Raw genomic sequence first — 25,873 nt, 5'->3', positions numbered from 1 at the left:
TCATTCCAGGATGGAAAATTCAATTTCTTCGGCGGTATAGCCGTCCTCGATGATAGTCGGTGCACGGAACAGGTCATCCTCGAGCGTATGCGGCAAATGCGCCAGACACAGGTGCAGCACACTGCCGCCGCCCTCTCTCTGTGTGAGCAGCAGCCGTCCGCCGTGCGCCTGCGCAATTTGATTGACGAGCGGCAGACCAAGACCAAGCGGTGTGCCGCCGCGCACGAGTGCCCGGTAATCGTCTATCGAGGTGGTGCGCCGCCAGCCGGAAAGCAGGTCATCGAACTTCGCAGGGTCCAGTCCCGGGCCGGTATCGGCAACCGCAATCGTCACAAAATCCCGCGTATCGGTCAGCGAAACCGTGATTTCGCCGTCCTCCGGTGTTACGCGCAGCGCGTTTGTCAGCAGGTTATAGATTGCCGTACGCACCAGTCTCGCGTCAATGAGCGCGTCTGCATGCTCCGGCACCTGTACGATGAATTTTGCACTGCCCGCAGGCGCATGCGTCTCCGCCTGCTGCACGGCGTCGCGGCAGAGCGCTGACAGGTCGCAACGCCGCAGAGAAAGCTGCTCGGTCAGCAGCGGGTCGTGCAGTAAATCCGAGTGCGTCAGCAGCCGGTACAGCCGCATACACTGCCGCCGCAGCCCGTCTGCCAATGCAGGATCCTCCACCTGCTCGGCCTCGGCCATCAAAGCACCCAGATAACGCGAGCTTTTGTCCTGAATGACCCGCAGGCTGCCGTCATAGGCGGCACGGTCGCGCCGCAGATACGCCAGCAGTGCACCGCCGCGGTGCGGGATCATTTCGACCGTGTAGACCGTTCCGTCGATGTCCTCCTCTGCGGTGCAGGCAGACTGTGTATTTATGCACCGGAGCAGTATATTCCGCGTGCTGCCGCTCAGGAACGGATCCAGCTCCTCCATCGGGTGCAGACCGGAAAGCTGCTGTGCCGCGTCGCTGCACCGCTCGATACGCAGCGTATCGCTCACCGCGAACAGCGCCGCATGCCGCAGCTCGGTGCGCAGCAGCAGCTCGCGGACTGCGTTGCCGTCCAGCTGCGAAAAAAATGCGTCTTCCATCATTATCCTCCCAAAACACCGTGTAATTTTACCTTTGTACTGTGGGAAAGCTGCTGTCATTCTCGATCGTGTTTTCCTGCGTACGGTATATGCTGCGCGGTATTTGGCATACTAATCTCTGTCTTCGCGGATGTGAAAAAACAGTACGGCGCGCGCTGTGCTTTTCTCATCCCGAAAATCGGGGGATTATACAAACCGAATCCCCATATTTTGTACGATGTGTTTATTATACCACTGCCGCTACTGTCATTGCAAAGAAAATTATACAAAAATACCGGTCGGAATGACAAAAAAATCACAAATATTACACCTTGCGGCAAACTGCGCATTTAGTGTATAATAAAAACATCAACAGAGAACTTCATCAAAACATTTAGGAGGAACACTGTAAAATGGGTATCAAAGTAGGTATCAATGGTTTTGGCCGTATCGGCCGTATGGTTTTCCGCGCTGGTCTGAAGAACCCGAACATCGAGTTCGTAGCGGTAAACGATCCGTTCATGACTCCGGACTACATGGCATACATGCTCAAGTATGACACCATGCACGGTCGTTACGACGGCACCATCGAGTATGATGACAACTCCATCACCGTTGATGGCAAGAAGGTTCTGTTCTTTGCAGAGATGGACCCGAAGAACATTCCGTGGGGCAAGGTTGGCGCTGACTACGTTGTAGAGTCTACCGGCGTATTCCTGACCAAGGAGAAGGCACAGGCTCACATCGACGGCGGTGCTAAGAAGGTTATCATGTCTGCTCCGTCCAAGGACGACACCCCGATGTTCGTAATGGGCGTTAACCAGGACACTTACACCAAGGATATGACCTTCGTATCCAACGCATCCTGCACCACCAACTGCCTGGCTCCGATCGCTAAGGTACTGGACGAGGCATTCGGCATCACCGAGGGCCTGATGACCACCGTACACTCTGCAACCGGCACCCAGAAGGTTGTTGACGGCCCGTCCAAGAAGGACTGGCGCGGCGGCCGTGCTGCTTGCGGCAACATCATCCCGTCCACCACTGGCGCTGCAAAGGCTGTAGGCAAGGTTTACCCGAAGCTGAACGGCAAGCTGACCGGTATCTCCATGCGTGTACCGACCCTGGACGTTTCCGTTGTTGACCTGACTGCTAACCTGGCTAAGCCGGCTACCAAGGAAGACATCTGCGCTGCTATGAAGGCTGCTTCCGAGAAGCCGCTGTCTGAGGGCGGCCTGAAGGGCGTTCTGGGCTACACCGAGGATGCTGTTGTATCTTCTGACTTCCTGGGCGACGAGCGCACCTCCATTTTCGACGCTAACGCTGGCGTTTACCTGACCGACACCTTCGTAAAGGTTGTTTCCTGGTACGACAACGAGTGGGGCTACTCCAACAAGCTGCTGATGCTCATCGAGCACATGGCAGAGGTTGACAACAAGTAATTGCTGCCCACTGGCGTATAAAATGTTTTCAAAAAGCTCTTGTTCTTCGGAACAAGAGCTTTTTTCTTTCTCTCCGGCTTGACGGCACAGGCATATCATGCTATACTTAGTTCAAATTTAGACTATCTATTTTTGAAGCAGGTGATATACATGAATCCCTATATGGAATTTACGCACAAGACCGATCTGGCATACAGCGCAATGTGCCGACCGCTGTGCCGCGAACTCAAGCTGACACAGACGGCGTTTGACATCCTGCTGTTCCTTGCCAACAACCCCGGCCATGACACCGCCAGCGACATCGTGGAGCTGCGCCGGATCAAGGCGAACCTCGTATCAGTCAACGTCAACCGGCTGGTCGAAGAGGGCTATCTGCGCCGCGAGAGCATCCCCGGCGACCGCCGCAAGACCCGTCTGATATGTACCGACAAGGCGCTTCCCATCATCGACCGCGGCCGCGCATTGCAGGCGCAGTTCATCGACCGTCTGCTCTCCGGCATGAGTGATGAACAGCGGCAGGCGTTTGGCGATGCCGTCGGTGTCATCGACCGCAATCTCGACCAGCTCTTGCAGGAGGTGCGCTGATATGACGATGCTTTTCACCGTGCTCGTCACGTTTTTCGCCGGCATGGGCGCTGGCCTCGGCACCGGCTTCGCGGGCATGAGCGCCGCCGCCGTTATCAGCCCCATTCTCATCACCTTTCTGCACATGGACCCGTATATGGCGGTCGGCATCGCGCTCTCGTCTGACGTACTGGCGAGCGCCGTTTCGGCCTATACCTACGGCAAAAACAAAAATCTGGATGTCAAAAACGGCCTGCTGATAATGCTCAGCGTGCTTGTATTCACCGTGGTCGGCAGCTATATCGCCAGCCTGCTCCCCTCGCGAACGATGGGCAGCTTCTCGGTGTTTATGACGTTCCTGCTCGGCGTGAAGTTCATCGTCCGTCCGGTCATGACCACCAAAGAGGCGATGATGAACGTGTCCGCGCGCAAACGAGCTGTGCAGTCCATTGTCTGCGGCGTGCTGATCGGGTTTATCTGCGGCTTCATCGGCGCGGGCGGCGGCATGATGATGCTGCTCATCCTGACCTCGGTGCTCGGCTACGAGCTGAAAACCGCCGTCGGCACCAGCGTGTTCATTATGACGTTCACAGCGCTCACAGGCGCGGCCTCGCACTTCGCCATTGGCGGAATGCCTGACCCGCTGATCTGGGCTCTGTGCGTGATCTTCACGCTCGTGTGGGCACGCATCGCTGCCGTGTTCGCCAATAAGGCCAGCCCGAAAACGCTCAACCGCGCCACCGGCGTGATTCTTGTCGTGCTCGGCCTTGCTGTTATGTTATTCTCCAAAATCGCATAAACAAACCCCTTTCCGCTCTGTCGGAAAGGGGTTTTTCAGTTGAAAATTGAGAATATGGATATTTTTTTGCCTGAACACAAATTGGTGCTGGAACATGATGGGTACTATTATCACAGCAGTCTGGCGGCCAGAGAGAGGGCAGAACGGAAAGACCGCGCCCTGCGAGAGGCGGGATATCAGGTGCTTCGGATCTGTGACAGCCGGGAGCTAGCTGAGCCGGTTGTATTGCAGAAGACGAAAATTCTGTATCGGTTTGATGAGCAGGATAGGCATCTTGACCAAATGATCGCCTCTGTATTTTGCTATCTTGATTTACAGCCGCTTGATTTTCATCACCGACGGGATCAATATGCAATTAATCAAATGTATTTTCATGAGCGAAAGAAACGCACTCTGGCGGTAGAATATCCTGCAATCGCGTTGGAGTGGAGCACCCGCAACGCCGACAAGCCTGATACTGTATTCAGCGGTTCACCTCGAAAAGTTTGGTGGCACTGTCCAAAATGTCAGCAGGAGTATCGAGCAACGATCGCTAACAGGACCAAACGCCGCTCAAACTGTCCGTTCTGTGCCAATCTTCAGGCGTATGAGAAAAACTTCCTGGCAGTGCTCCGGCCGGAAATTGCCGCGGAGTGGCATTCTGCGTTAAATTCCCCTCTGACACCTTATGATGTAGTGCCCGGCTCTGAAAAAAGTATACTGGATCTGCTCGGAAGGACATGTTTGGAAAGCAGCCATCTGTTCCCGCACCAATTCCCGAAAAAGCAGATGCCCCATCTGTCATCCGAGAACTGGGACGCGATGCGGCTTGGTGAGGCCGCCGGAGCCTGCGCTTATTTGAATCTGGCACCCCACAAAGAATTTGCCGCTTTTGCCCAGTGAGATCGCAGGGCAATCCAATAGGAAATTTGGGTGGAAATGTGAAAAGGCCATGAGTGGCGATGCGAGAAGGGACATGTCTGACAGGGTTCCATCAGCAAGCGGATTCGCGGGGATGGCTGTCCATATTGTTCCAGTCGGCGCCCAAGCAGAGCGTATTGTCTGCAAGCCTGCTACCCTGCCCTTGCTCCTATCCATACAGAGAAATTGAACATTCAATAAAGAACGCGCGTTCTTTTTAGCGCAAATCATGCTGCATTTTCGTATTTTTCTCAGAATCAATCCATATACTATGTTATTTTATGCGCTCTCTTCTCAACGGCAGTTCTCCCTCAAATCTGCGGCTGCACCTGCAGAAACCCCTCTGTTCCCTGTTCTCCGGTTTGCATTTTTGCCGGTTTCGTGGTATATTTTTAATATATGCCGTATGACTTTGTAATCGGTCATGCGCGTCAATCTGCGAACACATCATACAAAGGTGGGGAGCAAAGATGAACGGACCTACATTACAAGTGCAGATGCTCGGGCAGTTTACCCTTCGATACGGCGACCGCACCATTTCCGACAGCGACGACCGTTCCCGCCGGGTATGGTCACTGTTGGCCTATATGATATATAACCACGGCCGCTCGTTCGCACAGGAGGAGCTGATCCATCTATACTGGAGCAACGGCGAGAAAAGCGCGGATCCCGGAAATGCGCTCAAATCAATCTTTCACCGCATTCGTACCGCGCTGGACAAACTGCAGCCGGGACTTGGCCGCCTGCTCATCCGCCGCAAAGCAGGACGATACTTCTGGAACAACGTTATACCGCTTTCCCTTGATATTGAGGACTTTGAGGCGCATTTTCATGCCGCCGAAGCCGCCGGAGATGACGATGTCCGTCTGGCAGAGTATCAGGCTGCACTGGCACTGTATGCCGGCGATCCGCTGCCGCGCATGACCGATGAAATCTGGACCATTCCAATCGTGGCCTACTATCACAGCCTGTACACCCGTACGGCAGCCGGGGCGATCGAACTGCTTGAAAAGCAGGAACGCACCGCCGAAGCCGTTGCGCTGTGCCATCAGGCGATTCATATTGAGCCGTATCAGGAGGATCTGTATGAGCACCTCATGCACGGTCTACTCCGCACCGGCGATATGAAGGGCGCTATGTCGGTCTACGAGGAAATAAGCGAGCTGCTGTTTGCGCATTTCGGCGTTATGCCGTCCGAGACGCTGCGCACACTGTATCGTCAGGCGACACGTACCGTAAACGACCGCACACTGACCATGGACGAGGTTTGCTCTCAGCTTGCGGAGCCCGCGCCGCACGGCGGCGCCATGGTATGCGAATACGACTTTTTCAAGATCCTGTACCGTGCCGAAGCCCGTTCGATCGCGCGAAACGGCCATTCAGCGAATATCTGCCTGCTGTCGATCTCCGGCAAGGACGGCGAAATGCTTGCACGCCGCAGTCTGGACCCCGCAATGAACAATCTGCAAGTGCTTGTCCAGAACAATCTGCGCCGCGGCGATGTGATTGCTCGATGCAGCATTTCGCAGTATATCATCCTGCTGCCGCAGGCGAATTACGAAAACAGCCGCATGGTTGCCGACCGACTGGTAAGCGCGTTTTACCGTCGGTATCCGCATTCGCCCGCACGGCTCCGCTATACGGTGCAGCCGCTGACGTAATCAGACCTTCAAAACAACTGCGTGCCGTCTATCCCGCGCACAATAAAGGAGATAAACATGGGTAAACAAAGCTGGAAGCCCGGCAACATGCTCAATCCCGTTCCGGCGGTGATGGTCAGCGTTGCCGATGAAGAGCACCGTCCCAACATCATCACGGTAGCGTGGGCCGGTACGATCTGCACCAACCCGCCGATGGTATCGATCTCGGTCCGTCCGTCACGGTATTCTTACGATATTATCGAGAAAACCGGTGAATTTGTCATCAATCTCACCACCGAAAAGCTGGCGCGCGCGTGCGACTACTGCGGCGTTGTCAGCGGCCGTGGTGTGGATAAATTTGCGAAAACCGGTCTGACACCCATGCCGGTCGAGCATGTCAGCGCACCCGCTATCGCGGAAAGCCCGGTCAACATCGCCTGCCGCGTCACCGAGAGCCGCGCACTCGGCAGCCATACCATGTTCATCGCCGAGGTGGTCGGCGTGACGATTGATGACGAATATCTGGACGAAAACGACCGGTTTCATATCAACGATGCGAACCTGATTATGTACTCCCACGGCGAGTATTTTGCGCTCGGCAAATATCTCGGCAAGTTCGGATACAGCGTGCAGAAGAAGAAAAAGAGGAAGAAGTAAGGCGTTTTCAACTGCACACTATTGGCTGAAATATCAAATCTTGCTAATGTATTTGTCAAGAGTTTGTTTATAGATTTTCCGATTTTCTTTTGGAAAAAAGGGCGCATCAAATTAAACCCACAGCAGTTGTGGATTTTTGAAAAAGCTATATAATAAAATCAGTGGTTACAGTTGCTTGAGCGTTTCCATCGCTCTCGCATAGTAGATGCGGAGAAACTTGTTGACTCCGGCCATTTTAGCTACATTATACGGTTTCCCTTCCTGTTCCTTTTTGAGCAGAAAAAGGTAGACAGGGTCATCTTGAGGTCGTGTAAGTTTGAGTGCCTGCATAACCTCAAAGCAATACTTTCTGAGAGCCGCATTCCCACGTTTTGATATGTGGCGATTGTGGCTCTCAAATGTTCCAGACTGATATGGAGGCGCATCGTTACCAGCATAAGCGTTGAGTGCTTTTCCACTGTGAAAGCGGCGGATATCTCCAATTTCAGCAAGGATAAGGGGACCGAGTCTATTACCTACACCAGCCATAGAACGCAGCACGGCGTATTCGGGCAATGTTTCAGCCAATGTCTGCATCTTTAGAATAATTGAATCAGCGGCCTTTTGGGATTCACAGACAAGTTCAAGGCACTGATCTTGAGCCCCAAGGGTATATTCGTTTTCTCCTCTTGTTGTGATATTGAGCAATGCAGCTTCGTAAATTGCCAACCCATAGGTTTTGGTTTGGCGATTCCGAGATTTCCTTGCGATTTTTTCAAATGCGTCAAGAAAACGACTTTTCCCCATTTTCTCTATACGATCGTAGGATTTAAAACGATTGATAAAGAGAACGGAAAGACTGGTTTCTGGCGTTCTGGTCGTTAGAGGCAGGATGTTGGTTATGCCGGGCATCGTTTCATCCAATAGATTAAGTAGAAATACTTTGTTGGTTTTCAGGGTAAGCATTCGCTGATTATACTGTCGTGCCAAAAATCTTAAATCTTCGTATTTCTGCTCCATAGATGTGTATGGAACCAGAGAATAACTCTTTTCCAATGCATATCTGGCAATCCGCACTGCATCTTTCTTGTCCGTTTTGGCCTTGCGAAGATCCATGTCTCCGAATTTCTTGATTTGATAGGCATTAACCATACAAACAGGGAGCCCGGCTTCCTGAAACGCTTTCAGAACAGGATAATGGTAATGCCCGGTATTTTCCATTAAGATGGTTGCAGATTGATTGCTATTCAAAATATACTTGATGAAAGCATCTAGTTCGGGCTGCGTATGGTGGAATTCAAAAGGGCCTGTGTGCATTGATCCATCTTGGTTTAAGATGGCTGCTACACTTTTTGACTTGGAAATATCGATTCCTACTGCGAGCATTGACATTCCTTCTTTCGTTTCGATTTATGGCTATCCAGCTTTTCCAAAGTACGCACATATTCAATCGTGAAACGGGAGCTATGTCCCAACTTGCTGAATCGAGCACAAAACAATGGAGGCTGGCTGACACATTTGTCTGCGGGCGTGATGTCCCAATCGGAAATTTCGTCAGACCATATCTCCATTTTAAAAGAAAAGAGCAAGGCCGGATAGACCTTACTCTTACATTATGAATCGGAATTTGATAAGGAGCGAAAAGAAAAATGTGTGAAGAATGTTACTCTGATGAAAATAGAATAACACCATTACTAAATCCCTTGGACTGCTTAGAAAACCACACTCAATATATTTGTGGAACTTGTGGACGTTGCATTTGTATTGAACATGACCCAAACAGAGGATTACAAAGATGGAATTTTCCTTTTAAGTCATTGGAAATTGCAAAACATTATTTACGAACAGCCGATTATACAACGAAAGGTTCGTGTGGTATTTATGAGATAGAGAACAGTAAAGGCAGAGTATCTTATAAAATATTCGCCGGGAATGAGGATTTACATCTATTCTTGAAAAAGAATAAAGACAAGAAATGCAAACAAATGACACCTGTGTTTAATGTTGGAGAGTATAAAGAATATCCACATACCGAAATACGAAAATTGACTTCTAATGAAATAAAACAATATATGAGTGAACGTTAACCTCCAGTTTTCCGCACCATGCAACCCAAAACAACGCAAAACCGGCATCTTTCGATGCCGGTTCTTTTCATTTCATTTCTTTATCAAAGCGCTGTTCAGCCCAGCATTCTGCCGCGCAGCAGAATCGTGTGAATGTTCAGCTCCTCATCCAGCAGGAGCACATTGGCCAGCTTGCCCGGCTCGAGAGAGCCGTAATCGTGCTCAATGCCAATAGCGCGCGCCGGATTGGTAGACGCAGACCGAATCGCCTGACCGAGCGGAACGCCCATCTTGACCGCCGAGCGCACGCAGTCCATCAGGTTGGTTGCGGAACCCGCAATCGTGCCGTCGTGCAGTGTGGCGAGGTTGCCGCGCACGGTAACCGCCTGTCCGCCGAGCGAATACTCGCCGTCATCCAGTCCGGTGGCCATCATGCTGTCCGAGATCAGGATAACACGGTTCTCAAACAGCCGGAACGTCGCGCGAACGACCGACGGATGCACATGCACGCCGTCCGCGATGAGTTCAACCGCCACGTTATCGTTGTCAAAGGCCGCACCAATCACACCCGGTGCCCGATGCGAAAACGGCGGCATGGCGTTGTACAGATGGGTCACCTGCCGGGCTCCGTGCTTGAAGGCTTCGCAGGCGGTGTCATAATCCGCTGTCGTATGCGCAATCGAGATACGCACCTCGCCTGCCAGCTCATCGATCGTCTCCATCGAACCGGGCAGCTCAGGTGCCAGATCGCACAGCTTGAACAGACCGCCGGCTTTTTCCTGCACCCGGCGGAACATGGCCGCGTCCGGCGCATGCAGATAAGCGCCGTTCTGCGCACCCTTTTTCGCCTCGGAAATGAACGGGCCTTCCATGTTGATGCCCACAAGCGCCGCGTCATTACTCTCCGCCTGATAGGTTGCGGCGGCTTCGGCAATCTGTGTCAGCTTGTCCTCCGGATAGGTCATAGTCGCCGGACAGATGGCGGCCACGCCGATCTGTGCCTGATACTTTGCCAGTGTGGAGATAGCCTCATGCGTGCCGTCGCAGAAATCGTGGCCCATGCAGCCGTGAAAATGCAGATCGACCAGTCCGGGCACGGCGTACAGACCGCCCATATCCACCGCATCCGCGCTCACCTCTGCGGATGCAATCCGGTCGCCCGAGATGGACAGTCCGCCGGTTTTGAACGTGCCGTCCGGCTGATATACCCTCAAATTGCTAAATTCCATAACTTCTCTTCCTTTTTAGAGCAAATCGCCGCACTTAGACAGTGCCGCCTCGTCCGCTACGATGGAAACATCTGTGTGCAGCTGCAGGATGGATGCCGGAACCTGAGGCGTTACCGGGCCGAAGAACGCTTCGCGGACGGTTTCCGCCTTGTTTTCGCCCGAAACCACCAGCACGATGCGCCGTGCCAGCATGATGGTCTGCACGCCCATGGTGTACGCCTGCCGCGGCACGTCATCCGCCGACGCGAAAAAGCGTTTGTTTGCCTCGATGGTGGACTCGGTCAGGTTCACGCAATGCGTGCCCTTGGAGAAATACTCGTCCGGCTCGTTGAAGCCGATGTGTCCGTTCAGGCCCATGCCGAGCAGCTGCAGGTCAATGCCGCCCGCCGCCTTAATGGCTGCATCGTAGCGCTTGCACTCCCGCTCGGCGTCAAGCTGCGCGCCGTCCGGCAGATTGATGCGCTCTGCCGGCACATTCACCGCGTCGAAGAAGTTTTTGTGCATGAAATAGTGATAGCTCTGGTCGTGATCGGGTGTCAGGCCGCGATATTCGTCCAGATTGAAGGTCGTGCAGCCGCCGAAATCCACATCGCCCTTGTTATACCATTTAATCAGCTGCTCGTAAATGCCGATCGGTGACGAACCGGTCGCCAGACCGAGTACGGAATCCGGTTTGAGAATAACCTGTGCCGAAATGATGTTGGCTGCCTTGCGACTCATGTCGTTATAATCCTTAGCGCGAATGATTTTCATGGAATACCTCTTTCTTCTGTCTCCGGAAATAGAAAGGGCAGGCAATGTGCCCGCCCTTTCCATTGCGCGGAGCGCAATCGTGATATGCAAACAAGATAGGTTAGTTAGATTGGTTGCGATTTCTTAACCATTCGGTGTTCCCACGCGGCTGTATTTCCAAACCGTGTGCGAGCACTTCAGGCTGCGTTGAATTGCTTTCAGTGTTACTTCAGCATCTTTGCCATTTCGTCGGCTACGAACTGGACCTTGGTGCCAATGATAACCTGAACTGCGGTCTGCGACGGACGCATTACGCCAGCCACGCCTGCAGCCTTGATCTTCTTCTCGTTGACGAGCGTGCCGTCCTTGACTTCCAGACGCAGACGGGTAATGCAGTTATCCAGAGATTCTACATTTTCCTTGCCGCCCAGACCTTCGAGGACTGCAGCTGCAATAGCGGTGAAGTCGTTATTTGCCAGCTTGGCATTCTTGTCAACCTCTGCGAAGTCGGCTTCTTCATCCTCACGGCCCGGGGTCTTGAGGTTGAACTTGGTGATCGCAAAGTAGAATACCAGATAGAATACAACGAATGCTGCGATACCTAGCGGGATGATCATCAGCGTGTTGTTCGCTGCCGGCAGGAAGGACGAGAATACGAGGTCGGTCGCGCCTGCGGAGAAGCAGAAGCCTGCGCGGAAGCCGACATAGTAGGTGATGATGGTGAAAATGCCGTACAGAGCTGCATAAACAACATACAGCGGGAAGCACAGGAACATGAAGCCGAACTCAAACGGCTCGGTAACGCCGCAGATGAATGCACAGATGGCAGCGGACAGGACCAGACCGATAGCAGCCTTCTTGTTCTTCGCAGCCTTGATCATAGCCAGAGCCGCACCGGCAATACCGAACATCATGCAGGGGAAGAAGCCGGACATATACATGCCGAGGCTCCAGGTAACGCCGTTCTGACCGGTAATGTCGCCGGCCCAGTAGTGAGACAGGTCGCCCAGGCCGATGGTATCGAACCAGAATACGTTGTTGAGTGCGTGGTGCAGACCGGTCGGAATCAGCAGACGGTTAAGGAATGCATAGATGCCGGCGCCGATACCTTCCATGCCGATGATGCCTTCGCCAACAGCTACCAGAGCGCTGAAGATGATCGGCCATACGAACAGCAGAACAACGGATACGAGAATGGAGACCAGACCGGTTACGATGGCAACACAGCGCTTGCCGCTGAAGAATGCCAGCCAGTCCGGAAGTTTCGCATTTTTGAAGCGGTTGTAGCACGCAGAACCAATGACGCCTGCGATGATCGCGATAAAGACGTTCTCGATCTTATCGAACGCGAGCGTCTTGACCTGATCGTCTGCGATGGCCGGCATCAGCGTAGTAACAACGCCGGTGCTCAGCAGGTTGGTCATCATCAGCCAGGATACCAGACCGGCCAGTGCCGAGGTACCCTCACGGTCGTCGGATAGTCCGACTGCAACACCGATGACAAACAGCAATGCCATATGGTCAATCAGCGCGCCGCCTGCCTTTACCAGCAGGAAGCCAATGTTATACAGTGCACCGCTCGTTGCCGCGCCCGGCACGCCCATAACGCCCGGAGCGATCGCGTAGCCAAGACCCATCAGGATACCACAGATCGGCAGCGCAGCTACCGGCAGCATCAAGGCCTTGCCCAGCTTTTGCAGTTTTTTCATCATAAGAGTTTCCCCTCCTTATTTTGTGGACCGCCGAAGCGGCCGATTGTGTTGACGGATGGGAGAGCCGAACTCCGTTTCCGTCCCCCTATTTCATCGCCGTTCACACCCGGCGAAATGAAATCCTTACAAATTACTCTCGAGGAACGCCTGCATTGCAGCTGCAGCGGCCTCCTCGTCCTCACCCTCGATGGTAATCTTTACGGTATCGCCGCACTTGACGCCCAGACTCATCACGCCCATGATGCGCTTGGCATCGACTTCCTTTTTCGGGCTGGCGATCATGATTTTCGAGGCAAACTTGCCTGCCTCCTTGACCAGCAGTCCCGCCGGTCGAGCGTGGATGCCCAGTGCATCCTTGATGGTATATTCAACGGTTTTCATGAAAAATACTCCCTTTCCGTTACTTTTTCTTCAATGTCAGCAGTGCATCGCCTGCGGCGACCGTGCCGCCCGCGGCGGGCTCCACGGTGAACGCATCCGGGTTGCACACGAGGATGGGCGTTACAATCTGATAGCCCTCAGCCTTGATGGCCGCCGGGTCAAACTCGATGAGGACATCGCCTTTTTTGACCTGCTGGCCTGCCTTGCAGCACGCCTTGTAGTGCTTTCCCTCCAGCTGTACGGTGTCGATACCGACATGGATGAGCAGCTCCGCGCCGTCCGCCGTCGTCATGGAAACGGCGTGGCCGGTCTCAAACATCACATCCACCGTGCCGTCCGCCGGAGCAACGATGCGTCCTTCGGTCGGCTCGATTGCAATGCCCGGACCGAGAATGCCCTGTGCGAACGTGGGATCGGGTACGTCCTCCAGTGCTACCACCTTGCCGGCAACCGGCGCCGTTATCTCGATGCCGCTGTCGCCGCCAAACAGATTTTTCAGTTTACCAAACATTTAGCTCACAACCTTTTTGATTCGGCAATACCGCATGATTGAACACGAGTGATTTGCGAGTAAATTGTGCGGTGTTGCCTTAAGTATGCCTGTTTTGTCCGAAAACATACAGAAAATAAAAAGAACCAAACTTCTGCACAGATACAACTTGCTCTTTGATGGCAACTCCTGCGAGAAATCTGGTTTTGCCCGCCGAAGCGGTAACAATCCATTTCAAACGGATACTGTTTACTTGTTAATTGCAGTATAACAAACTTTTCTCACCTTGGCAAGAGCAACCTGTCGAATTAGTTGCCAAATTTTCTCGTTGTTTTTCTGCATTTTGCACAAAAAGCAAGTCCGCACTGCTTGTACAGCACGGACTCCGTGATTATTTTTTATCATCAATGTGCTCCATCACACGGGCGATGTGGATGGTGAGATACAGCAGCTCATTCTGTCCGGAGTGGAAATTTTTCTCCCTCTGAACGTACGCGCGAATCTTGTCCGCACAGGCATACGCCTTCGGATACTTGAACCGCACCACATCGAGCAGATCGCCGTCCTCGTCGCCGTAGCCTTCTCCGCTGACGATACGCCGCGCGTAGAACTTGAGGTGCGTGACGAACCGGTAGTAATTAAGCGATTCACTGTCCGGACAAAAACCGTATTCGTCACAGACGATACGAAAAACCGCCTGCAGCAGATAGGTCATGTCGTAAATATCGCGGATTTCACCGCCGAGCTGTGCATTGACAAAGTGCAGCGCGATAAACGCTGCCTCATCATCCGTAAACTCCACGCCGGTCTCCTCCTTGACGATTTCATTCGCCTTGAGTCCCACGCGGAATTCGTCCTTGTACAGCTGCCGGATGTCCCACAGCAGTGGATTGGGCAGCACAATGCCCTCCTTGTAGCGGTTGACGGCCGCCGAGATATGATCGGGCAGCGTAACGTAAATGCTGTCCGACAGCTCCTTGCCGAGCGCGATCTTCGCATGGTTGATAATGCGTTCGCTCATCAGGAAATGTGGCAGCGGAATGCTTGTCATCAACTGCTGGAACCGGTCGGAAAGCTGATTCGAGTGCAGTGTGAACCGCTTTTCTACCTTGTCCGGCGGTGCTTCATCACCTGTGCGGCGGCCGAAGCCCAGACCGCGCCCCATCAGCACGGTCTCCGCACCGTTTTCATCCAGCGCGACCACAACATTGTTGTTGAGTACCTTTTCTATTTTCACGTCCGCGCCTCCTGCCCCGCACCGCAGCACGCATCAAACGCTTCACGCGCCGCACGGACTGCATTTTCATCACACCGCCACAGACTGAATTCGCTCAATCCGGGCAGTCCCATCGGCACATTTTCGCGCCGAAACTGCATTCTGCTGTTTTCCACCCGCTTTGCGGAAAGATGAAAGGCATTCGCGCCTGTTTTCGGCTGCAATGCGCGGATTACCGCAGCATTTACGCCTGCACCGACCAGAATCTGCACATCCTCTCCTGCTTTTGCAACCAGCGCGCGCAGCAAATCCGCGCCTGCGGTGCAGTCCGCCTGCTGCCCCGAGGTCAGAATGGTATCCACACCCAGCCGCTTTGCGGTTTCCAACGCCGCAAACGGGTCGCGGCAGACATCGAACGCACGGTGCAGCGTCACACCACAGCCGCCTGCAAGCGCGATCAGCTTTTCCATGCGCGCCTCGTCAAGATCGCCCTCGGGTGTGAGCACGCCGATAACAATGCCGTCCGCGCCGAGCGCGGCAAAGCGCTTCACCTGACGGCAGAGCAGCTCAAATTCGCTTTCCGTATACAAAAAATCGCCGCAGCGCGGACGCAGCAGCACACGAACCGGTACGGAAACCCGTTCCCGCACCATGCGGAACAGATCCTCATCCGGTGAAGTACCGCCGATCATTAAATTTGCGCATAACTCCAGCCGCATAGCACCGCCGCGCTCCGCGCTTACCGCAGACTCGACCGAGTGGGCACAAACCTCCAGAACCGGTTTCATTTCCTGCTCCTCCTTCGAGACAAAATAACGCTTGGCAAATTATGTGATTCGATCCACACTGTTATCCGTTAATTATATCACCGAAAACCGCATAGGTCAACGCAGGTTTTTACAGCATTCTGCACAATAAAAATCAGATGTTTTCATATAAAATAAACCACCTCCCCGCTTCGTATGCAGAGAGGTGATTTGCAGTATTTTCCGCATAATGGCGGCTGATCTCGACCATGCCGCGGATACCGTCGATCGGTGTACGGACATCATAGCGCTGACAGATATTTGCCGTCCATATTCCCAAAAAATTCTCCGCGCTTTTGGCTGTTTCTTTTCTTCGGCTGAGCGGTCTTGTCAGTTTGTATAAAAATGCAAGCAAGTTTTGCACAAATCGGATAGTTTGCAGGAATTCGAGCATACTTATGCAAAGAGACCGCATATTTTGTTGTTTTTTTAACAATTTTGTGCTATACTGAATATACAGCCCATAAAATGGGTAATGCGCGCCGGAGCAGTTCCGCTGCACCGAGCCGACAGGAGAGGTGTTTTATGAACAGTATTACGACCCGCGTTTGGATCGCGGGAGCAAGCGGCAGACTGGGTTCCGCACTTAGTCATCGTTTCGGCGGCAACACAGCATATAAGCTGGTAACCAGCGACCGTGATGTACCGGTTGAGGATGTATCCGTTGTCGGCCGTTTTGCCGATATTAACCATCCGGATTTCATCATTAACTGTGCCGGCCTGACCGACGTGCAGGCCTGCGAGGAGAACCCCGAAGAAGCGTATAAGATCAACGCCATCGGCGCCCGCAATCTGGCGACCGCTGCAAGACGCATCGACGCAAAATTCATTCAGATCTCGACCGACGACGTATTCGGCGGCGACGAGGCCAAGGCTTTCTGTGAGTTTGACGATCCCCATCCGACCACGATGTACGGCAAGAGCAAGTACGCCGGTGAAAAGCTCGTGCGCGAACTGACCGACAAGCATGTTATCGTGCGTTCGTCGTGGCTGTACGGCGTCGGCTCGTACGACTTTGTTGACCGCGTGCTCGATACGGCGGCAAAGGAAGGCGCGGTCCATCTGCCGGAGGATGAGATTTCCTCCCCGACCTCGGCGAAAGCGCTCGCCAGCTTTATCGACTGCCTGATGCACAGCCGCGAGTACGGCCTGTTTCACGCATCGTGCGACGGCTCGTGCTCCCGCGCAGAGTACGCCCGCGAAATTCTGCGCCTCGCCGGCAAAGAAAACGTGCCGGTCACCTCGGCCTCCGAGAACACTGCGCTGCGCCCGCGCTTTACGCTGCTGGACAATATGATGCTGCGCATCACTGGTTTGTATCAAATGCCGGACTGGCATGACGCACTGAGCGAATACATGTCCCACCGGCAGACGGGAGTAAATAAATGAATGAAGTAAAAGAGAAAAAGAAAATCGGTCTGACTACAAAGATCTTCATCGCGCTGATCGCCGGTGCAATCGTCGGCATTGCGCTCAACATGTTCGCAGCTGATGTGGATTTTGTGCAGAACGTGCTGGTAAACGGCATTTTTTATGTTGTCGGTCAGGGCTTTATCCGCCTGATGCAGATGCTGGTCGTACCGCTGGTATTCTGCTCGCTGATCTGCGGCGCCACCGCCATCGGCGACAGTAAAACGCTCGGCAAGGTCGGCGTAAAGATCATCGGCTTTTACATTTTCACCACGATGATGGCGGTTGCCGTTGCGCTTGGCATCGGTCTTCTGATCAAGCCGGGCATGGGTCTGGATATGTCGCAGATCCAGACCGCCGAAGTCGCCGCTTCTTCGGATTCGGTCAGCTTTGCGGAAACCCTGCTGAACATCATCCCGAAAAACCCGATCGGTGCGCTCGCCAACGGCGAAATGCTGCAGGTTATCGTGTTTGCACTGATCGTCGGCGTTATCCTCGCCAAGCTGCAGGATAAGACCCAGTTGGTAACGAACTTCTTCCAGCAGGGCAACGATATTATGATGGAAATGACCATGATGGTCATGGGTCTTGCGCCGATCGGCGTATTCTGCCTCATCGCCAAAACCTTTGCGGGCCTCGGCTTCTCCGCGATGGTGCCGATGTTCAAGTACATGGGCGCGGTGCTGCTGGCACTGTTCATCCAGTGCTGCGGCGTATACCAGATTCTGCTGGCGCTGCTTACAAGACTCAATCCGCTGCGTTTCCTCAAGAAATTCGCTCCGGTTATGGGCTTTGCGTTCTCGACCGCAACCTCTAACGCCACTATCCCGATGAATATCGACACGCTGGAGGAAAAAATCGGCGTCAACCGCCGTATTTCGTCCTTCACCATCCCGCTCGGCGCGACCATCAACATGGATGGTACGTCCATCATGCAGGGCGTTGCCGTTGTATTCGTTGCACAGGCGTTCGGCATCCAGCTGACCCCTGCGGATTATCTGACCGTCATTGCGACCGCAACGCTCGCCTCCATCGGTACCGCAGGCGTGCCGTCGGTTGGTCTGGTTACGTTGGCAATGGTATTCGATTCGGTCGGTCTGCCGGTTGCCGGAATCGGTCTGATCATGGGTATCGACCGTATCCTCGATATGGCGCGTACTGCCGTTAATATCACCGGCGACGCTGTCTGCACCACGATCGTGGCGCATCAGGACGGCGCACTGAACAAGTCTGTATTTAATAAGAATTAAATCAAACTAACAGAAAAACCCCGTATTTCGTAAGAAATACGGGGTTTTTCTGGTGCCGCCAGCCGGAATCGAACCGGCACGGGTTTAACTCCGGGGGATTTTAAGTCCAGGATGGATCTTATTCCCGTTCGAACACCAATTCAATAGCGACTGAAATCGCAGAAAATGTTCTGTATTTTTCAAATAATCGAGAAATTTGAAACGTTTTTCGACCATGTAGTCAAAGCATTTTTCTATTCTTGAATCGTTTTTCGTGTGGTTTGTTAGAAATTTGTTAGAACCCGAGAGCACTCGCTACAGAACTTCTCCTTGCCCCTGTACAGTCGTGAACGTCTGCTTACGGCTGGACGGTTTATCTGGGATGCCGAGGAACTCTGCAATTTCCTTGCGCGTGCGCGGTGTGCGGCAGAATTGCAGCAGCGCCGCAGTACGGTCGTTTTAGCTGCCCGAAACGAGCGGCTGACTTGCTTCCGTTGGGCTGTTGTACAGCACAACAACACACTCATTCTGCCGATTGATGAGCACCGGCGCGGGCAGTCCCGCCTCCTGCATGACGCGGCGCATGGTTGGAATACCGGAGCAGCGGTGCTCGGCATCGGTCAGGCTCTCGGTCATCACTGCCAGCACCGGATTGCGTGCGTCCGAGTGTGCAACCCTCAAATCCTCTACCGACATACGGCCATACAGTGAACCGGGGCTGTGGATCTCCAGACGGTCGCTGAAAAAGTCGATCTGAATCGGCGTTCCTTCGGTATAGATGCTGTAATCGCGGTAAATGAGCGCGTTCAGCACGGCTTCGCGTATCGCGCTGACCGGATATTCGGTCCTGTCGCACCATTCCCCTGCTATTATTATTATATATCATGTTATTCCTGTGAAATTATAATTTGATTACGCTCTCAACAATGGAATAAAGGCAGTTCAGATGAAATTTCTAAATTTCAGTTTTGAACGAGAATTCTATGTTCAGGAGTGAAAATTATGACAAACAAACAGGAAAAGATGATATGCAATAGCTTTGGTATTGCGAAGCTGAAAGTGTTTCAGAAGGATGTAATCACAGACTTACTCAATGGTAAAGATGTACTTGGTTTAGCACGGACTTCGGAAGGAAAGTCAATTTGCTTTCTTTCTATGGTTGTCATGCACCCAAACGATCTGCTGATTGGTATTCTCCCGACGGTTGCATTGATGCGGGACTTAGTGCAGCGCTGCGAGGACAGCGAAATCCGAGCGGGCTGCCTGTACGGCGGCAATGCAGAGAATACCAATATTATGGAAAGATTAAAGCATGGTAAACTCCAGGCGCTCTTTGTTGCACCGGAACGGCTGAATGATCCACATCTGTGGAAGGCAATTCAGAAGAACAAGGTGCACACGGTCGTTGTGGATGAGGTTCATTGTCTAACCGAATGGGGTAATGAATTTCGTCCAATGTACCGCAATATCGGTAGATTTATCAAGGATTTGCCCTCGTCCCCTGTTGTTGCTGCGTTCAGCGCAACTGTTATGCAGGAGGATATTCCATATATCACGAAAAGTCTGCGTATGAAAAATCCGACGGTACATATCGGCAAACTCAAGCGTTCTAACCTTTCTCTGGGGAAAGTGTTCGTGAAAACGGAGGCAATTCGTTATGGGAAAGTCAAGAAAGCAATTCTAAAATATGCTGATAAGGGCAAAATCGTTATCTACTGCACCCGTGTCTGTGATGTGGAAGAGATGCGCGATTACTTAATTGAAGATTGTGATATCGAGGCTGATGAGATTGCCATCTGCCACAGCAAATTATCCAACCGAGCGAAGCAGGAGCAGCGCTTTCGTTCCGGCAAGGCGCACATCATGATTGCAACTTCTGCGTTCGGTATGGGCGTGAATATCCCGGATATTCGTCTGATTATCGTCTCTCAGCTTCCATTCAGCGCAGCGTCGTTCTATCAGATGGCAGGCAGAGCCGGGCGCGACGGCAGACGTGCAAAGGCGCTGCTGCTCTGGAATGACGCTGACTTTCAGATGAACCTCGACATTATCTCGCACACAGATGATCGTGCGGTTGAAGCTGTCAATGAGCTGTATGCAATCTGCGAGTCATCGGATGATCTGCATGATGCCGTAATCGGCTGCTTTGCGAAGGACAGTGAGTGAAATGGACTTTCGATATGGTATCCACACGATTGAATTATTTCACAGAGTGTCTAAGAAGGACTTTAACAAGGTGTTTCAGCATCTAAAAAGTGTGAATTTCGGCAGTTTTTATCCGGACACGACATATCATTCCGAGAAAGGTCTGACGAAGTATATCTGCACTTCTTACTGCAATCAGGGCGTGGTGCTTTATCTGTACCAGCAGGTACGCCGCAAGAATAAAACAACGAAAAATCTCGCATCTTTTATTCATTTTCGACTCAATCCGCATACTTTGCTGCATGGAGAGTATGTGCCCAAGAAGGTATTCCAAGCGAAAGAGAATCAGCTGAAATCGCTTGATAAGGAAATGACCAAGCTGCTGCATGAAATCGGTCTGAACTGCGATTTTGAGCAGCTGACGCTTTCACGCATTGACTGCTGTCTGGACTACTTTCCCGATTCGCAGGACTGGGTTGACGAGGCACTGCGTGTCATTCGCCGCAGTCCGTACATGAAACAGTACAAGCTGTGCACATTCGGTAAAGAATTCTCAAATCGTAAGAAAAAGAACGCACATTCGTGGCGGATTTGCTGCAAAACGACCACATTGACGGTCTATGACAAGACATTTCAGCTGATGGAGGAGGATTTGCTCGAGAACTACGATGCACCAATGCTGCGATTTGAAGTGTCCCGCTCGGGCGCGAAGTTCAAGCGCGGACTGTCTGAGCAGGTTAAGGGCAGCAACAAGAAAATCCTGAAAACTGTCATGGACGAGTCCGAGGACACCATCCGTTCTTATATGGAAATGCTGCACGCAGACCTGCCGTTTGTGCGGTATTCGGACTGTATGGCGAAGATTGAGACCGTGAAACATGCTTCAACTCGTAAAAATATGCGGCTGCTTGTCGAAAAGCTGTCCGACTGCAAAAGTTATGCACAGGCTGTGAAAAACAGCGAGCTGTCCGAAAGTCAGCTGCGCACCGTGCGCAAGCAGTTTGAAAAACTCGGCATTCAGCCGATTACATTGAAGGATAAATCAGAGATCGAAGAATTGAAATTTGTTCTATAAATCACGAAACCCATGCCTTTTCAATAGAATTGGCATGGGTTTTGATTATCATTTTTGAAATGAAATCACTAACATAGCTATAAGATGGCATGAATTGCGGTGAACTGTGATCTGTGCTGTCAAATCTTATATGTAAAAGGATGATTTTTATGAAGTATCTGGATTATCGCGGAATGAAAGAGTTTTATACCATCGACGAGGTCTGCCGACAGTTTGAAATCAGCAAGCAGGAGCTCAAACACTGCGCGGACAAGTACAGCATTCAGCCGCAGGAGGATCAGTACGGCAACTGGGGATTCCGCAAGGTTCTGGTGCGAGAGCTGCACAATTTTATCTACAAGGAGCAGTATAATCAGCCTCGCACTTTGCCGCAGTCCGATTCGAGGAAGGACCCGTGGGCATGAGGAACGACGAAATTCTGACCGTCAAGGAAGTCGCTGACCTGCTCAAAACAACGCGCCAGCAGGTCCGCAAGATGATCGCCAACGAAGAACTCCCGGCCGTAAAGGTCGGCCGGGAGTGGAGAGTGCTCAAAGCGGGGATTATGGAGTTTTTTGAGCAGAATATCTGAGTTGCTATCTTAATGAATATGAAACGATGAAATGCAGTTAGCATACCTGATACAGACGCTTGAACGTGATAATGGCTTGTTCGCGAGAGTAATTGCCTTTAGGGGTAAAGACGCCACTTGAGGTACCGTTCATAACACGTGCATTTCCGGTCTGGCATGCAGTGATGAACTGCACGCCTTCTTTTGCCCAATTCGATATATGTGACATATCGTTAAAGGTGATACTGGTGCTGTTGGGCACGATTAGTCCAAGTACCTTAGCTGTTTTCATCAGCATAGTAGCAGCCTGTTCTCGGGTGATTCGATTATTAGGACCGAATTTACCGTTTCCATAACCATTGACAATACCTAGTGCATTGATAACAGCAACATCGGCATCATCACAATCGGAAAATGCGTTATAATTTACGGATACATTCTGTTCCTGTGTTAGAGCCAAAATATTTTTTCCGGTTTTTTGTTCCAGCATATTTACGGCCAGATGACAGAATTCCTGTCGTGTGATGGACTGCTGATATTTATCTGCCAAGTTGTCAGGAACAAGCTGTAAATTGAGGGCTTCGTTTACTTCGGCCTGTGCCCAGGTGGAAGGCTTGCCGTAAATGCGTTCAGGCAGCTTAATATTTTCTACATTATCTATCAGTTCATCGCCGTCCCATCTGAGTACGGTGCCATCGCTTTTCAAGGCGCTGCAGCGTAAATATTCAGCTGATATGGAAACTACATGATCAGCGATTTTACGAGGCAGATTGCCTCCTTCTACTTCGTGTCCGTTGACGGCACCCCATCTGTAAACATCGCCGTTGTTCGTTAACGCTAGAGCAAAATCTTTACCGGCACAGACAGATTTCACATTTGACATGATCTGAACAGGAGTGACGGAGCTGTTGTAAGTTCCGTTGCCTAACTGACCAAGGTTATTATCACCCCAGCTCCATAAGGTGTAGTCATCCTTGACTGCAACAAAGAAGGTGTCGCCGCCAGAGGCTGCAATAACATGATCCATTACCTTGGTCGGTGTACTGCCATAGCAAACGCCATCGGGAGCTTCGCCATAATTTTTGTTTCCATTTCCCCATATCCATAATGAACCATCGGTTTTAATTGCCATAGAACTAATGGCACACGCGACGGCATCTTGAACATCGGTCATTAAAAGCGTTGGTGTTTGGGTATTGTATAGATTTGAGAGCTGGTTGCTGCTGTTATCTCCCCAACCCCAAAGGGTATTATCTGTTTTCACTGCCAGCATATGTACTGTACCACAGCTGACAGATACGATATCTGATAGGATTTTCTGGGGATATGCAGTAGAATCGCTGCGTCCAAGCTGATAATATTCATTATTGCCCCAGGTTAAAAGTGAACCATCCTTAAGAATAACAGCATAAGCCGCCATATAACTTGGTTCATCAGTCGTTGCGATTGACATAGCTCCCGAGATATCATCTACAGTATCAAACGGAGAAATGTAGTTTGGAATCCGAACGGTGTCATCCTGATTGATATACATCAGGCATCCAGCCATCGTGCGAGTCTGTCGGTTGGCAAAAGCACAATCTGCTGCCTGCGCAGTGGCCAACATACTGCATGCAGCTAATGTTCCGCATAAAAGTCGTTTCATTTTATGAAGCCTCCTAAGATGACAGTTATTCATATCGGGCGATAATCTGTTCGGGCGTTAATGCCTCGGACAGATCTCTTGTATCAACCAGCGTTGCGACATTAGAAAAAGTACGTTCCCACCAGAACATGTCCGTAGTCAATGTGCTGCCATCAATGGTGCATGTCAGATGTTTTCCGTTCAAAGATTGCTCACCTGGATCGTCGTAAGAGTAATTGGGAAAATCTGTTCGCGCAATACCGGTTACCTGGATTGCAGATCCATAATCATCGGCCCAACTGGTTTGAAAATTGCTGTCATCACAATTCACACCAGTAGAAAATACAAAGTATTTGTTATATTCAGTACGTAAAATATCGACGTTGGTAATTTGACCGTCCGTAATGGTGACGGAAAAGAGTCCAGGATGTTCATCAGCGTCTGAATAGGCATTTAGCCGTTCGGCGGAATACAAACGCCATTCGTTTTTACCTTCCGGCATTGTCGTATTATCATCGAAGCACATTCCGTAATAAGACCAACCAACGTAGTCACGATACATCATTTCTTCATCTGTGGATTCTCCATCAAACGTATCAGGAACATATTGCAGAATATATAAGGTATTGGTGGCTTGGGTATCTAATCCATCTGCGGGACCAACAGCGCCAGCATAGCGGTAAAATGCCATCGGTACATCTTGAGGTATATAGGTATAATCTTTATATTCAGATGGTATATCATTAGTATTCAGATAGTATTCTTCTAATTTGAATTTATCTGCGGATGCGTCTACTGGAAATTCCAGTGGATTGTTAATCAGATTGATTTCAGACATCATTTCCGCAACGCGAGGTTTGCCTGCCGGTTTTGAGGTATAGTTGTCAAGTGTGCAGTCTTCCATGATCCAACCGCCCTGCGAATAGAGTTTATACACTGCACTGCCGCTGCCAGTATACTTGTGGATGCCATTAGAAGCGGTAAAATCAAACCAAACGCTATCGTAGCCTGTATCTTCCTTGGTATTACGTTTTTCGATTGTTAATGTGTTGATTTCATATGGTAAACACTGATTGGTGTCATCGGCACTTTTGTAACTTTGGAGCCATTGAGTAGAAATATCGTACTTGTCGGAGAGTAAATCTTCCATAATTGTATTTTCGTCAGGCGGTTTTGGGCTTCCGCAGGCTGACAGAGATAAGATGATTGTACCAAGCATGATGCCGCAAAGAACCTTCTTCATAAATGTCCCTCATTTCGTGATATTTGTGTGGCGCAATGCTATCTATAGACATTATTATACAATACCTATAGCCATTTGCGCAATACTAATTGTCAAGATAGTCTAATATCAAAGGGCAGGTGACGATGATGTATTGCGAAGTTAATGTAGGCGAGCGAATCCGATATTTCCGAAATTTACGCGGCTGGAGCCAGGAAACGCTGGCTTTACAGGCGGAAATCAATCCGGCTTTTCTCGGGCATTTAGAGCGCGGACTGAAAAGTCCGACGATAAAAACACTGGAAAAGATCGTACGAGCGCTCGACATTTCACTGGCGGAGCTGTTCGCCGATCCGCAGCCGGTGAATAACGCAAAAGATGCCGTCATCGCACAAGTGTGTGACCAGATCCGCGACCTCCCGCTCGAAAGCATCGAGCGGATCAACGTGATCGTGCGGAATGTTCTGGCGATTGAAAAGTAATTTACAGGTATATTATAGCAAATAAGGTGGACAGAGATTGTCCACCTTTGATTTTATATAAAAAGATAGAGGAGTCTGCATACCGCAGACTCCTCCGTGAAAAAGAGAGAGATGGATAGTGTCAAAAATTACTTAGCAGCCAGACGGCGAGCCTTAGCAGCCATGCGCTCACGGGTAACGTCGAGCAGTACGGCGCCGATGATAACCAGGCCGAGTACGAGGTTCTGTACTGCCGAAGAAACGGACAGCAGGGAGAAGCCGTTACGCAGAACAGCGATGATCAGCGCGCCGAGCATGGTACCAACCATGGTGCCCTTGCCGCCCATGAAGGATGCGCCGCCGATGATGCAGGCTGCGATTGCGTCGGTATCGTACGGCTGGATTGCGTTAACGCCGTTGCAGATACCGGAACGACCGATGGAAACGATACCAGCCAGAGCTGCCATGAAACCGGACAGGGTGTA

28 protein-coding genes are annotated in these 25,873 nt (G+C 51.4%); 15 read left to right on the top strand and 13 right to left on the bottom strand.

Going from position 1 to position 25,873, the window contains the following annotated elements:
• Nucleotides 1-1,080 (bottom strand): sensor histidine kinase, encoded by a 1,080-nt coding sequence (locus tag IEY11_RS12625; protein ID WP_188886736.1) that lies wholly within the window; start codon nt 1,078-1,080, stop codon nt 1-3.
• Nucleotides 1,081-1,472: 392 nt separating this feature from the next.
• Here IEY11_RS12625 and gap point away from each other — a divergent pair, with 392 nt between their 5' ends.
• The 7 genes from gap to IEY11_RS12590 all read left to right on the top strand — a co-directional run bounded on the left by gap (nt 1,473) and on the right by IEY11_RS12590 (nt 7,061).
• Nucleotides 1,473-2,501: a type I glyceraldehyde-3-phosphate dehydrogenase gene (gene gap / locus IEY11_RS12620; protein ID WP_118361243.1), complete on the top strand. Its 1,029-nt coding sequence runs from the start codon at nt 1,473-1,475 to the stop codon at nt 2,499-2,501.
• A 150-nt stretch (nt 2,502-2,651) separates the two neighbouring features.
• Nucleotides 2,652-3,086 (top strand): MarR family winged helix-turn-helix transcriptional regulator, encoded by a 435-nt coding sequence (locus tag IEY11_RS12615; RefSeq protein ID WP_118480639.1) that lies wholly within the window; start codon nt 2,652-2,654, stop codon nt 3,084-3,086.
• A 1-nt stretch (nt 3,087) separates the two neighbouring features.
• Entirely contained in the window at nt 3,088-3,864 is a 777-nt protein-coding gene (locus IEY11_RS12610) for a sulfite exporter TauE/SafE family protein (RefSeq protein WP_118480637.1), read from the top strand.
• A gap of 39 nt (nt 3,865-3,903) precedes the next feature.
• Nucleotides 3,904-4,746, top strand: coding sequence for a zinc-ribbon domain-containing protein (locus tag IEY11_RS15315; RefSeq protein ID WP_188886735.1), 843 nt, complete (start codon nt 3,904-3,906; stop codon nt 4,744-4,746).
• Nucleotides 4,727-4,954 carry a hypothetical protein gene (locus IEY11_RS15265; protein ID WP_407926653.1) on the top strand — a complete coding sequence of 76 codons (228 nt, stop codon included), beginning with the start codon at nt 4,727-4,729 and terminating at the stop codon, nt 4,952-4,954. Before IEY11_RS15315 ends, IEY11_RS15265 begins: the two co-directional genes overlap by 20 nt.
• A gap of 280 nt (nt 4,955-5,234) precedes the next feature.
• A complete protein-coding gene (locus IEY11_RS12595; RefSeq protein ID WP_188886733.1) occupies nt 5,235-6,425 on the top strand; it encodes an AfsR/SARP family transcriptional regulator in 1,191 nt (396 codons plus the stop codon).
• Between the two features lie 57 nt (nt 6,426-6,482).
• Nucleotides 6,483-7,061 carry a flavin reductase family protein gene (locus tag IEY11_RS12590; protein ID WP_188886732.1) on the top strand — a complete coding sequence of 193 codons (579 nt, stop codon included), beginning with the start codon at nt 6,483-6,485 and terminating at the stop codon, nt 7,059-7,061.
• A gap of 165 nt (nt 7,062-7,226) precedes the next feature.
• Here IEY11_RS12590 and IEY11_RS12585 read toward each other — a convergent pair whose 3' ends face one another.
• A complete protein-coding gene (locus tag IEY11_RS12585) occupies nt 7,227-8,426 on the bottom strand; it encodes an IS110 family RNA-guided transposase (RefSeq protein WP_188886731.1) in 1,200 nt (399 codons plus the stop codon).
• Nucleotides 8,427-8,689: 263 nt separating this feature from the next.
• On the opposite strand from IEY11_RS12585, the gene IEY11_RS12580 reads away from it, so the two are divergent.
• Entirely contained in the window at nt 8,690-9,127 is a 438-nt protein-coding gene (locus tag IEY11_RS12580) for a hypothetical protein (RefSeq protein WP_188886730.1), read from the top strand.
• A gap of 95 nt (nt 9,128-9,222) precedes the next feature.
• On the opposite strand, the gene nagA is transcribed toward IEY11_RS12580, so the two are convergent.
• The 7 genes from nagA to IEY11_RS12545 form a co-directional block, all read right to left on the bottom strand.
• The gene (gene nagA / locus IEY11_RS12575) at nt 9,223-10,335 is read right to left on the bottom strand and encodes an N-acetylglucosamine-6-phosphate deacetylase (RefSeq protein ID WP_188886729.1); all 1,113 of its coding nucleotides are present in this window, start codon (nt 10,333-10,335) and stop codon (nt 9,223-9,225) included.
• A 15-nt stretch (nt 10,336-10,350) separates the two neighbouring features.
• Nucleotides 10,351-11,088, bottom strand: coding sequence for a glucosamine-6-phosphate deaminase (gene nagB / locus IEY11_RS12570; RefSeq protein WP_110435539.1), 738 nt, complete (start codon nt 11,086-11,088; stop codon nt 10,351-10,353).
• A 203-nt stretch (nt 11,089-11,291) separates the two neighbouring features.
• Complete coding sequence (locus tag IEY11_RS12565; protein WP_116705193.1) at nt 11,292-12,779, bottom strand: PTS transporter subunit EIIC; 1,488 nt, start codon at nt 12,777-12,779, stop codon at nt 11,292-11,294.
• Nucleotides 12,780-12,902: 123 nt separating this feature from the next.
• On the bottom strand, nt 12,903-13,160 hold the full coding sequence (locus IEY11_RS12560) for an HPr family phosphocarrier protein (RefSeq protein ID WP_116705194.1): 258 nt from the start codon (nt 13,158-13,160) through the stop codon (nt 12,903-12,905).
• Between the two features lie 19 nt (nt 13,161-13,179).
• On the bottom strand, nt 13,180-13,671 hold the full coding sequence (locus IEY11_RS12555; protein WP_188886728.1) for a PTS sugar transporter subunit IIA: 492 nt from the start codon (nt 13,669-13,671) through the stop codon (nt 13,180-13,182).
• A 370-nt stretch (nt 13,672-14,041) separates the two neighbouring features.
• Nucleotides 14,042-14,887, bottom strand: coding sequence for a BglG family transcription antiterminator LicT (gene licT / locus IEY11_RS12550; protein WP_188886727.1), 846 nt, complete (start codon nt 14,885-14,887; stop codon nt 14,042-14,044).
• On the bottom strand, nt 14,884-15,654 hold the full coding sequence (locus IEY11_RS12545; RefSeq protein ID WP_118761683.1) for a copper homeostasis protein CutC: 771 nt from the start codon (nt 15,652-15,654) through the stop codon (nt 14,884-14,886). Before IEY11_RS12545 ends, licT begins: the two co-directional genes overlap by 4 nt.
• Before the next feature lie 543 nt (nt 15,655-16,197).
• On the opposite strand from IEY11_RS12545, the gene rfbD reads away from it, so the two are divergent.
• Entirely contained in the window at nt 16,198-17,061 is an 864-nt protein-coding gene (gene rfbD / locus IEY11_RS12535) for a dTDP-4-dehydrorhamnose reductase (RefSeq protein ID WP_188886725.1), read from the top strand.
• Nucleotides 17,058-18,332: a dicarboxylate/amino acid:cation symporter gene (locus tag IEY11_RS12530; protein WP_188886724.1), complete on the top strand. Its 1,275-nt coding sequence runs from the start codon at nt 17,058-17,060 to the stop codon at nt 18,330-18,332. Before rfbD ends, IEY11_RS12530 begins: the two co-directional genes overlap by 4 nt.
• A 438-nt stretch (nt 18,333-18,770) precedes the next feature.
• On the opposite strand, the gene IEY11_RS14665 is transcribed toward IEY11_RS12530, so the two are convergent.
• On the bottom strand, nt 18,771-19,124 hold the full coding sequence (locus IEY11_RS14665) for an ATP-binding protein (RefSeq protein WP_201309158.1): 354 nt from the start codon (nt 19,122-19,124) through the stop codon (nt 18,771-18,773).
• Between the two features lie 189 nt (nt 19,125-19,313).
• On the opposite strand from IEY11_RS14665, the gene IEY11_RS12520 reads away from it, so the two are divergent.
• From IEY11_RS12520 to IEY11_RS12505, 4 genes are all read left to right on the top strand, one after another.
• A complete protein-coding gene (locus IEY11_RS12520) occupies nt 19,314-20,477 on the top strand; it encodes a RecQ family ATP-dependent DNA helicase (protein ID WP_188886723.1) in 1,164 nt (387 codons plus the stop codon).
• Between the two features lies 1 nt (nt 20,478).
• Nucleotides 20,479-21,531, top strand: a complete 1,053-nt coding sequence (locus IEY11_RS12515) for a hypothetical protein (protein WP_188886722.1) — start codon at nt 20,479-20,481, stop codon at nt 21,529-21,531.
• A 149-nt stretch (nt 21,532-21,680) separates the two neighbouring features.
• Nucleotides 21,681-21,935, top strand: coding sequence for a hypothetical protein (locus tag IEY11_RS12510; protein ID WP_118761969.1), 255 nt, complete (start codon nt 21,681-21,683; stop codon nt 21,933-21,935).
• The gene (locus IEY11_RS12505) at nt 21,932-22,102 is read left to right on the top strand and encodes a helix-turn-helix domain-containing protein (RefSeq protein WP_188886721.1); all 171 of its coding nucleotides are present in this window, start codon (nt 21,932-21,934) and stop codon (nt 22,100-22,102) included. Before IEY11_RS12510 ends, IEY11_RS12505 begins: the two co-directional genes overlap by 4 nt.
• Before the next feature lie 37 nt (nt 22,103-22,139).
• Here the strand turns inward: IEY11_RS12505 and IEY11_RS12500 are convergent, their stop codons facing one another.
• Nucleotides 22,140-23,726: an S-layer homology domain-containing protein gene (locus IEY11_RS12500; protein ID WP_188886720.1), complete on the bottom strand. Its 1,587-nt coding sequence runs from the start codon at nt 23,724-23,726 to the stop codon at nt 22,140-22,142.
• Nucleotides 23,727-23,751: 25 nt separating this feature from the next.
• Complete coding sequence (locus tag IEY11_RS12495; protein WP_188886719.1) at nt 23,752-24,948, bottom strand: hypothetical protein; 1,197 nt, start codon at nt 24,946-24,948, stop codon at nt 23,752-23,754.
• 125 nt (nt 24,949-25,073) lie between these two features.
• Here IEY11_RS12495 and IEY11_RS12490 point away from each other — a divergent pair, with 125 nt between their 5' ends.
• Nucleotides 25,074-25,409, top strand: a complete 336-nt coding sequence (locus IEY11_RS12490) for a helix-turn-helix domain-containing protein (protein ID WP_207727236.1) — start codon at nt 25,074-25,076, stop codon at nt 25,407-25,409.
• A gap of 128 nt (nt 25,410-25,537) precedes the next feature.
• Here the strand turns inward: IEY11_RS12490 and IEY11_RS12485 are convergent.
• On the bottom strand, nt 25,538-25,873 hold a 336-nt coding region (locus IEY11_RS12485), incomplete at its 5' end, for an ABC transporter permease (RefSeq protein WP_407926629.1).

The organism is Butyricicoccus faecihominis, assembly GCF_014648015.1.
Classification (GTDB): Bacteria; Bacillota; Clostridia; order Oscillospirales; family Butyricicoccaceae; genus Agathobaculum; species Agathobaculum butyriciproducens.
Note: the sequence above shows the minus strand (reverse complement) of the source record. Positions and strands in the feature narration are given on the sequence as shown.

Excerpts from the sequence above, each read along its gene's own strand:
- rfbD (WP_188886725.1), top strand. The coding sequence starts at position 16,198 with ATGAACAGTATTACGACCCGCGTTTGGATCGCGGGAGCAAGCGGCAGA.
- IEY11_RS12590 (WP_188886732.1), top strand. The coding sequence starts at position 6,483 with ATGGGTAAACAAAGCTGGAAGCCCGGCAACATGCTCAATCCCGTTCCG.
- IEY11_RS12490 (WP_207727236.1), top strand. The coding sequence starts at position 25,074 with ATGATGTATTGCGAAGTTAATGTAGGCGAGCGAATCCGATATTTCCGA.
- IEY11_RS12580 (WP_188886730.1), top strand. The coding sequence starts at position 8,690 with ATGTGTGAAGAATGTTACTCTGATGAAAATAGAATAACACCATTACTA.
- gap (WP_118361243.1), top strand. The coding sequence starts at position 1,473 with ATGGGTATCAAAGTAGGTATCAATGGTTTTGGCCGTATCGGCCGTATG.
- IEY11_RS12625 (WP_188886736.1), bottom strand. The coding sequence starts at position 1,080 with ATGGAAGACGCATTTTTTTCGCAGCTGGACGGCAACGCAGTCCGCGAG.
- IEY11_RS12615 (WP_118480639.1), top strand. The coding sequence starts at position 2,652 with ATGAATCCCTATATGGAATTTACGCACAAGACCGATCTGGCATACAGC.
- IEY11_RS12565 (WP_116705193.1), bottom strand. The coding sequence starts at position 12,779 with ATGATGAAAAAACTGCAAAAGCTGGGCAAGGCCTTGATGCTGCCGGTA.
- nagA (WP_188886729.1), bottom strand. The coding sequence starts at position 10,335 with ATGGAATTTAGCAATTTGAGGGTATATCAGCCGGACGGCACGTTCAAA.
- nagB (WP_110435539.1), bottom strand. The coding sequence starts at position 11,088 with ATGAAAATCATTCGCGCTAAGGATTATAACGACATGAGTCGCAAGGCA.
- IEY11_RS12595 (WP_188886733.1), top strand. The coding sequence starts at position 5,235 with ATGAACGGACCTACATTACAAGTGCAGATGCTCGGGCAGTTTACCCTT.
- IEY11_RS12560 (WP_116705194.1), bottom strand. The coding sequence starts at position 13,160 with ATGAAAACCGTTGAATATACCATCAAGGATGCACTGGGCATCCACGCT.
- IEY11_RS12555 (WP_188886728.1), bottom strand. The coding sequence starts at position 13,671 with ATGTTTGGTAAACTGAAAAATCTGTTTGGCGGCGACAGCGGCATCGAG.
- IEY11_RS12495 (WP_188886719.1), bottom strand. The coding sequence starts at position 24,948 with ATGAAGAAGGTTCTTTGCGGCATCATGCTTGGTACAATCATCTTATCT.
- IEY11_RS12500 (WP_188886720.1), bottom strand. The coding sequence starts at position 23,726 with ATGAAACGACTTTTATGCGGAACATTAGCTGCATGCAGTATGTTGGCC.
- IEY11_RS12515 (WP_188886722.1), top strand. The coding sequence starts at position 20,479 with ATGGACTTTCGATATGGTATCCACACGATTGAATTATTTCACAGAGTG.
- IEY11_RS12510 (WP_118761969.1), top strand. The coding sequence starts at position 21,681 with ATGAAGTATCTGGATTATCGCGGAATGAAAGAGTTTTATACCATCGAC.
- IEY11_RS12610 (WP_118480637.1), top strand. The coding sequence starts at position 3,088 with ATGACGATGCTTTTCACCGTGCTCGTCACGTTTTTCGCCGGCATGGGC.
- IEY11_RS12530 (WP_188886724.1), top strand. The coding sequence starts at position 17,058 with ATGAATGAAGTAAAAGAGAAAAAGAAAATCGGTCTGACTACAAAGATC.
- IEY11_RS12520 (WP_188886723.1), top strand. The coding sequence starts at position 19,314 with ATGACAAACAAACAGGAAAAGATGATATGCAATAGCTTTGGTATTGCG.
- IEY11_RS12505 (WP_188886721.1), top strand. The coding sequence starts at position 21,932 with ATGAGGAACGACGAAATTCTGACCGTCAAGGAAGTCGCTGACCTGCTC.
- IEY11_RS12545 (WP_118761683.1), bottom strand. The coding sequence starts at position 15,654 with ATGAAACCGGTTCTGGAGGTTTGTGCCCACTCGGTCGAGTCTGCGGTA.
- IEY11_RS12585 (WP_188886731.1), bottom strand. The coding sequence starts at position 8,426 with ATGCTCGCAGTAGGAATCGATATTTCCAAGTCAAAAAGTGTAGCAGCC.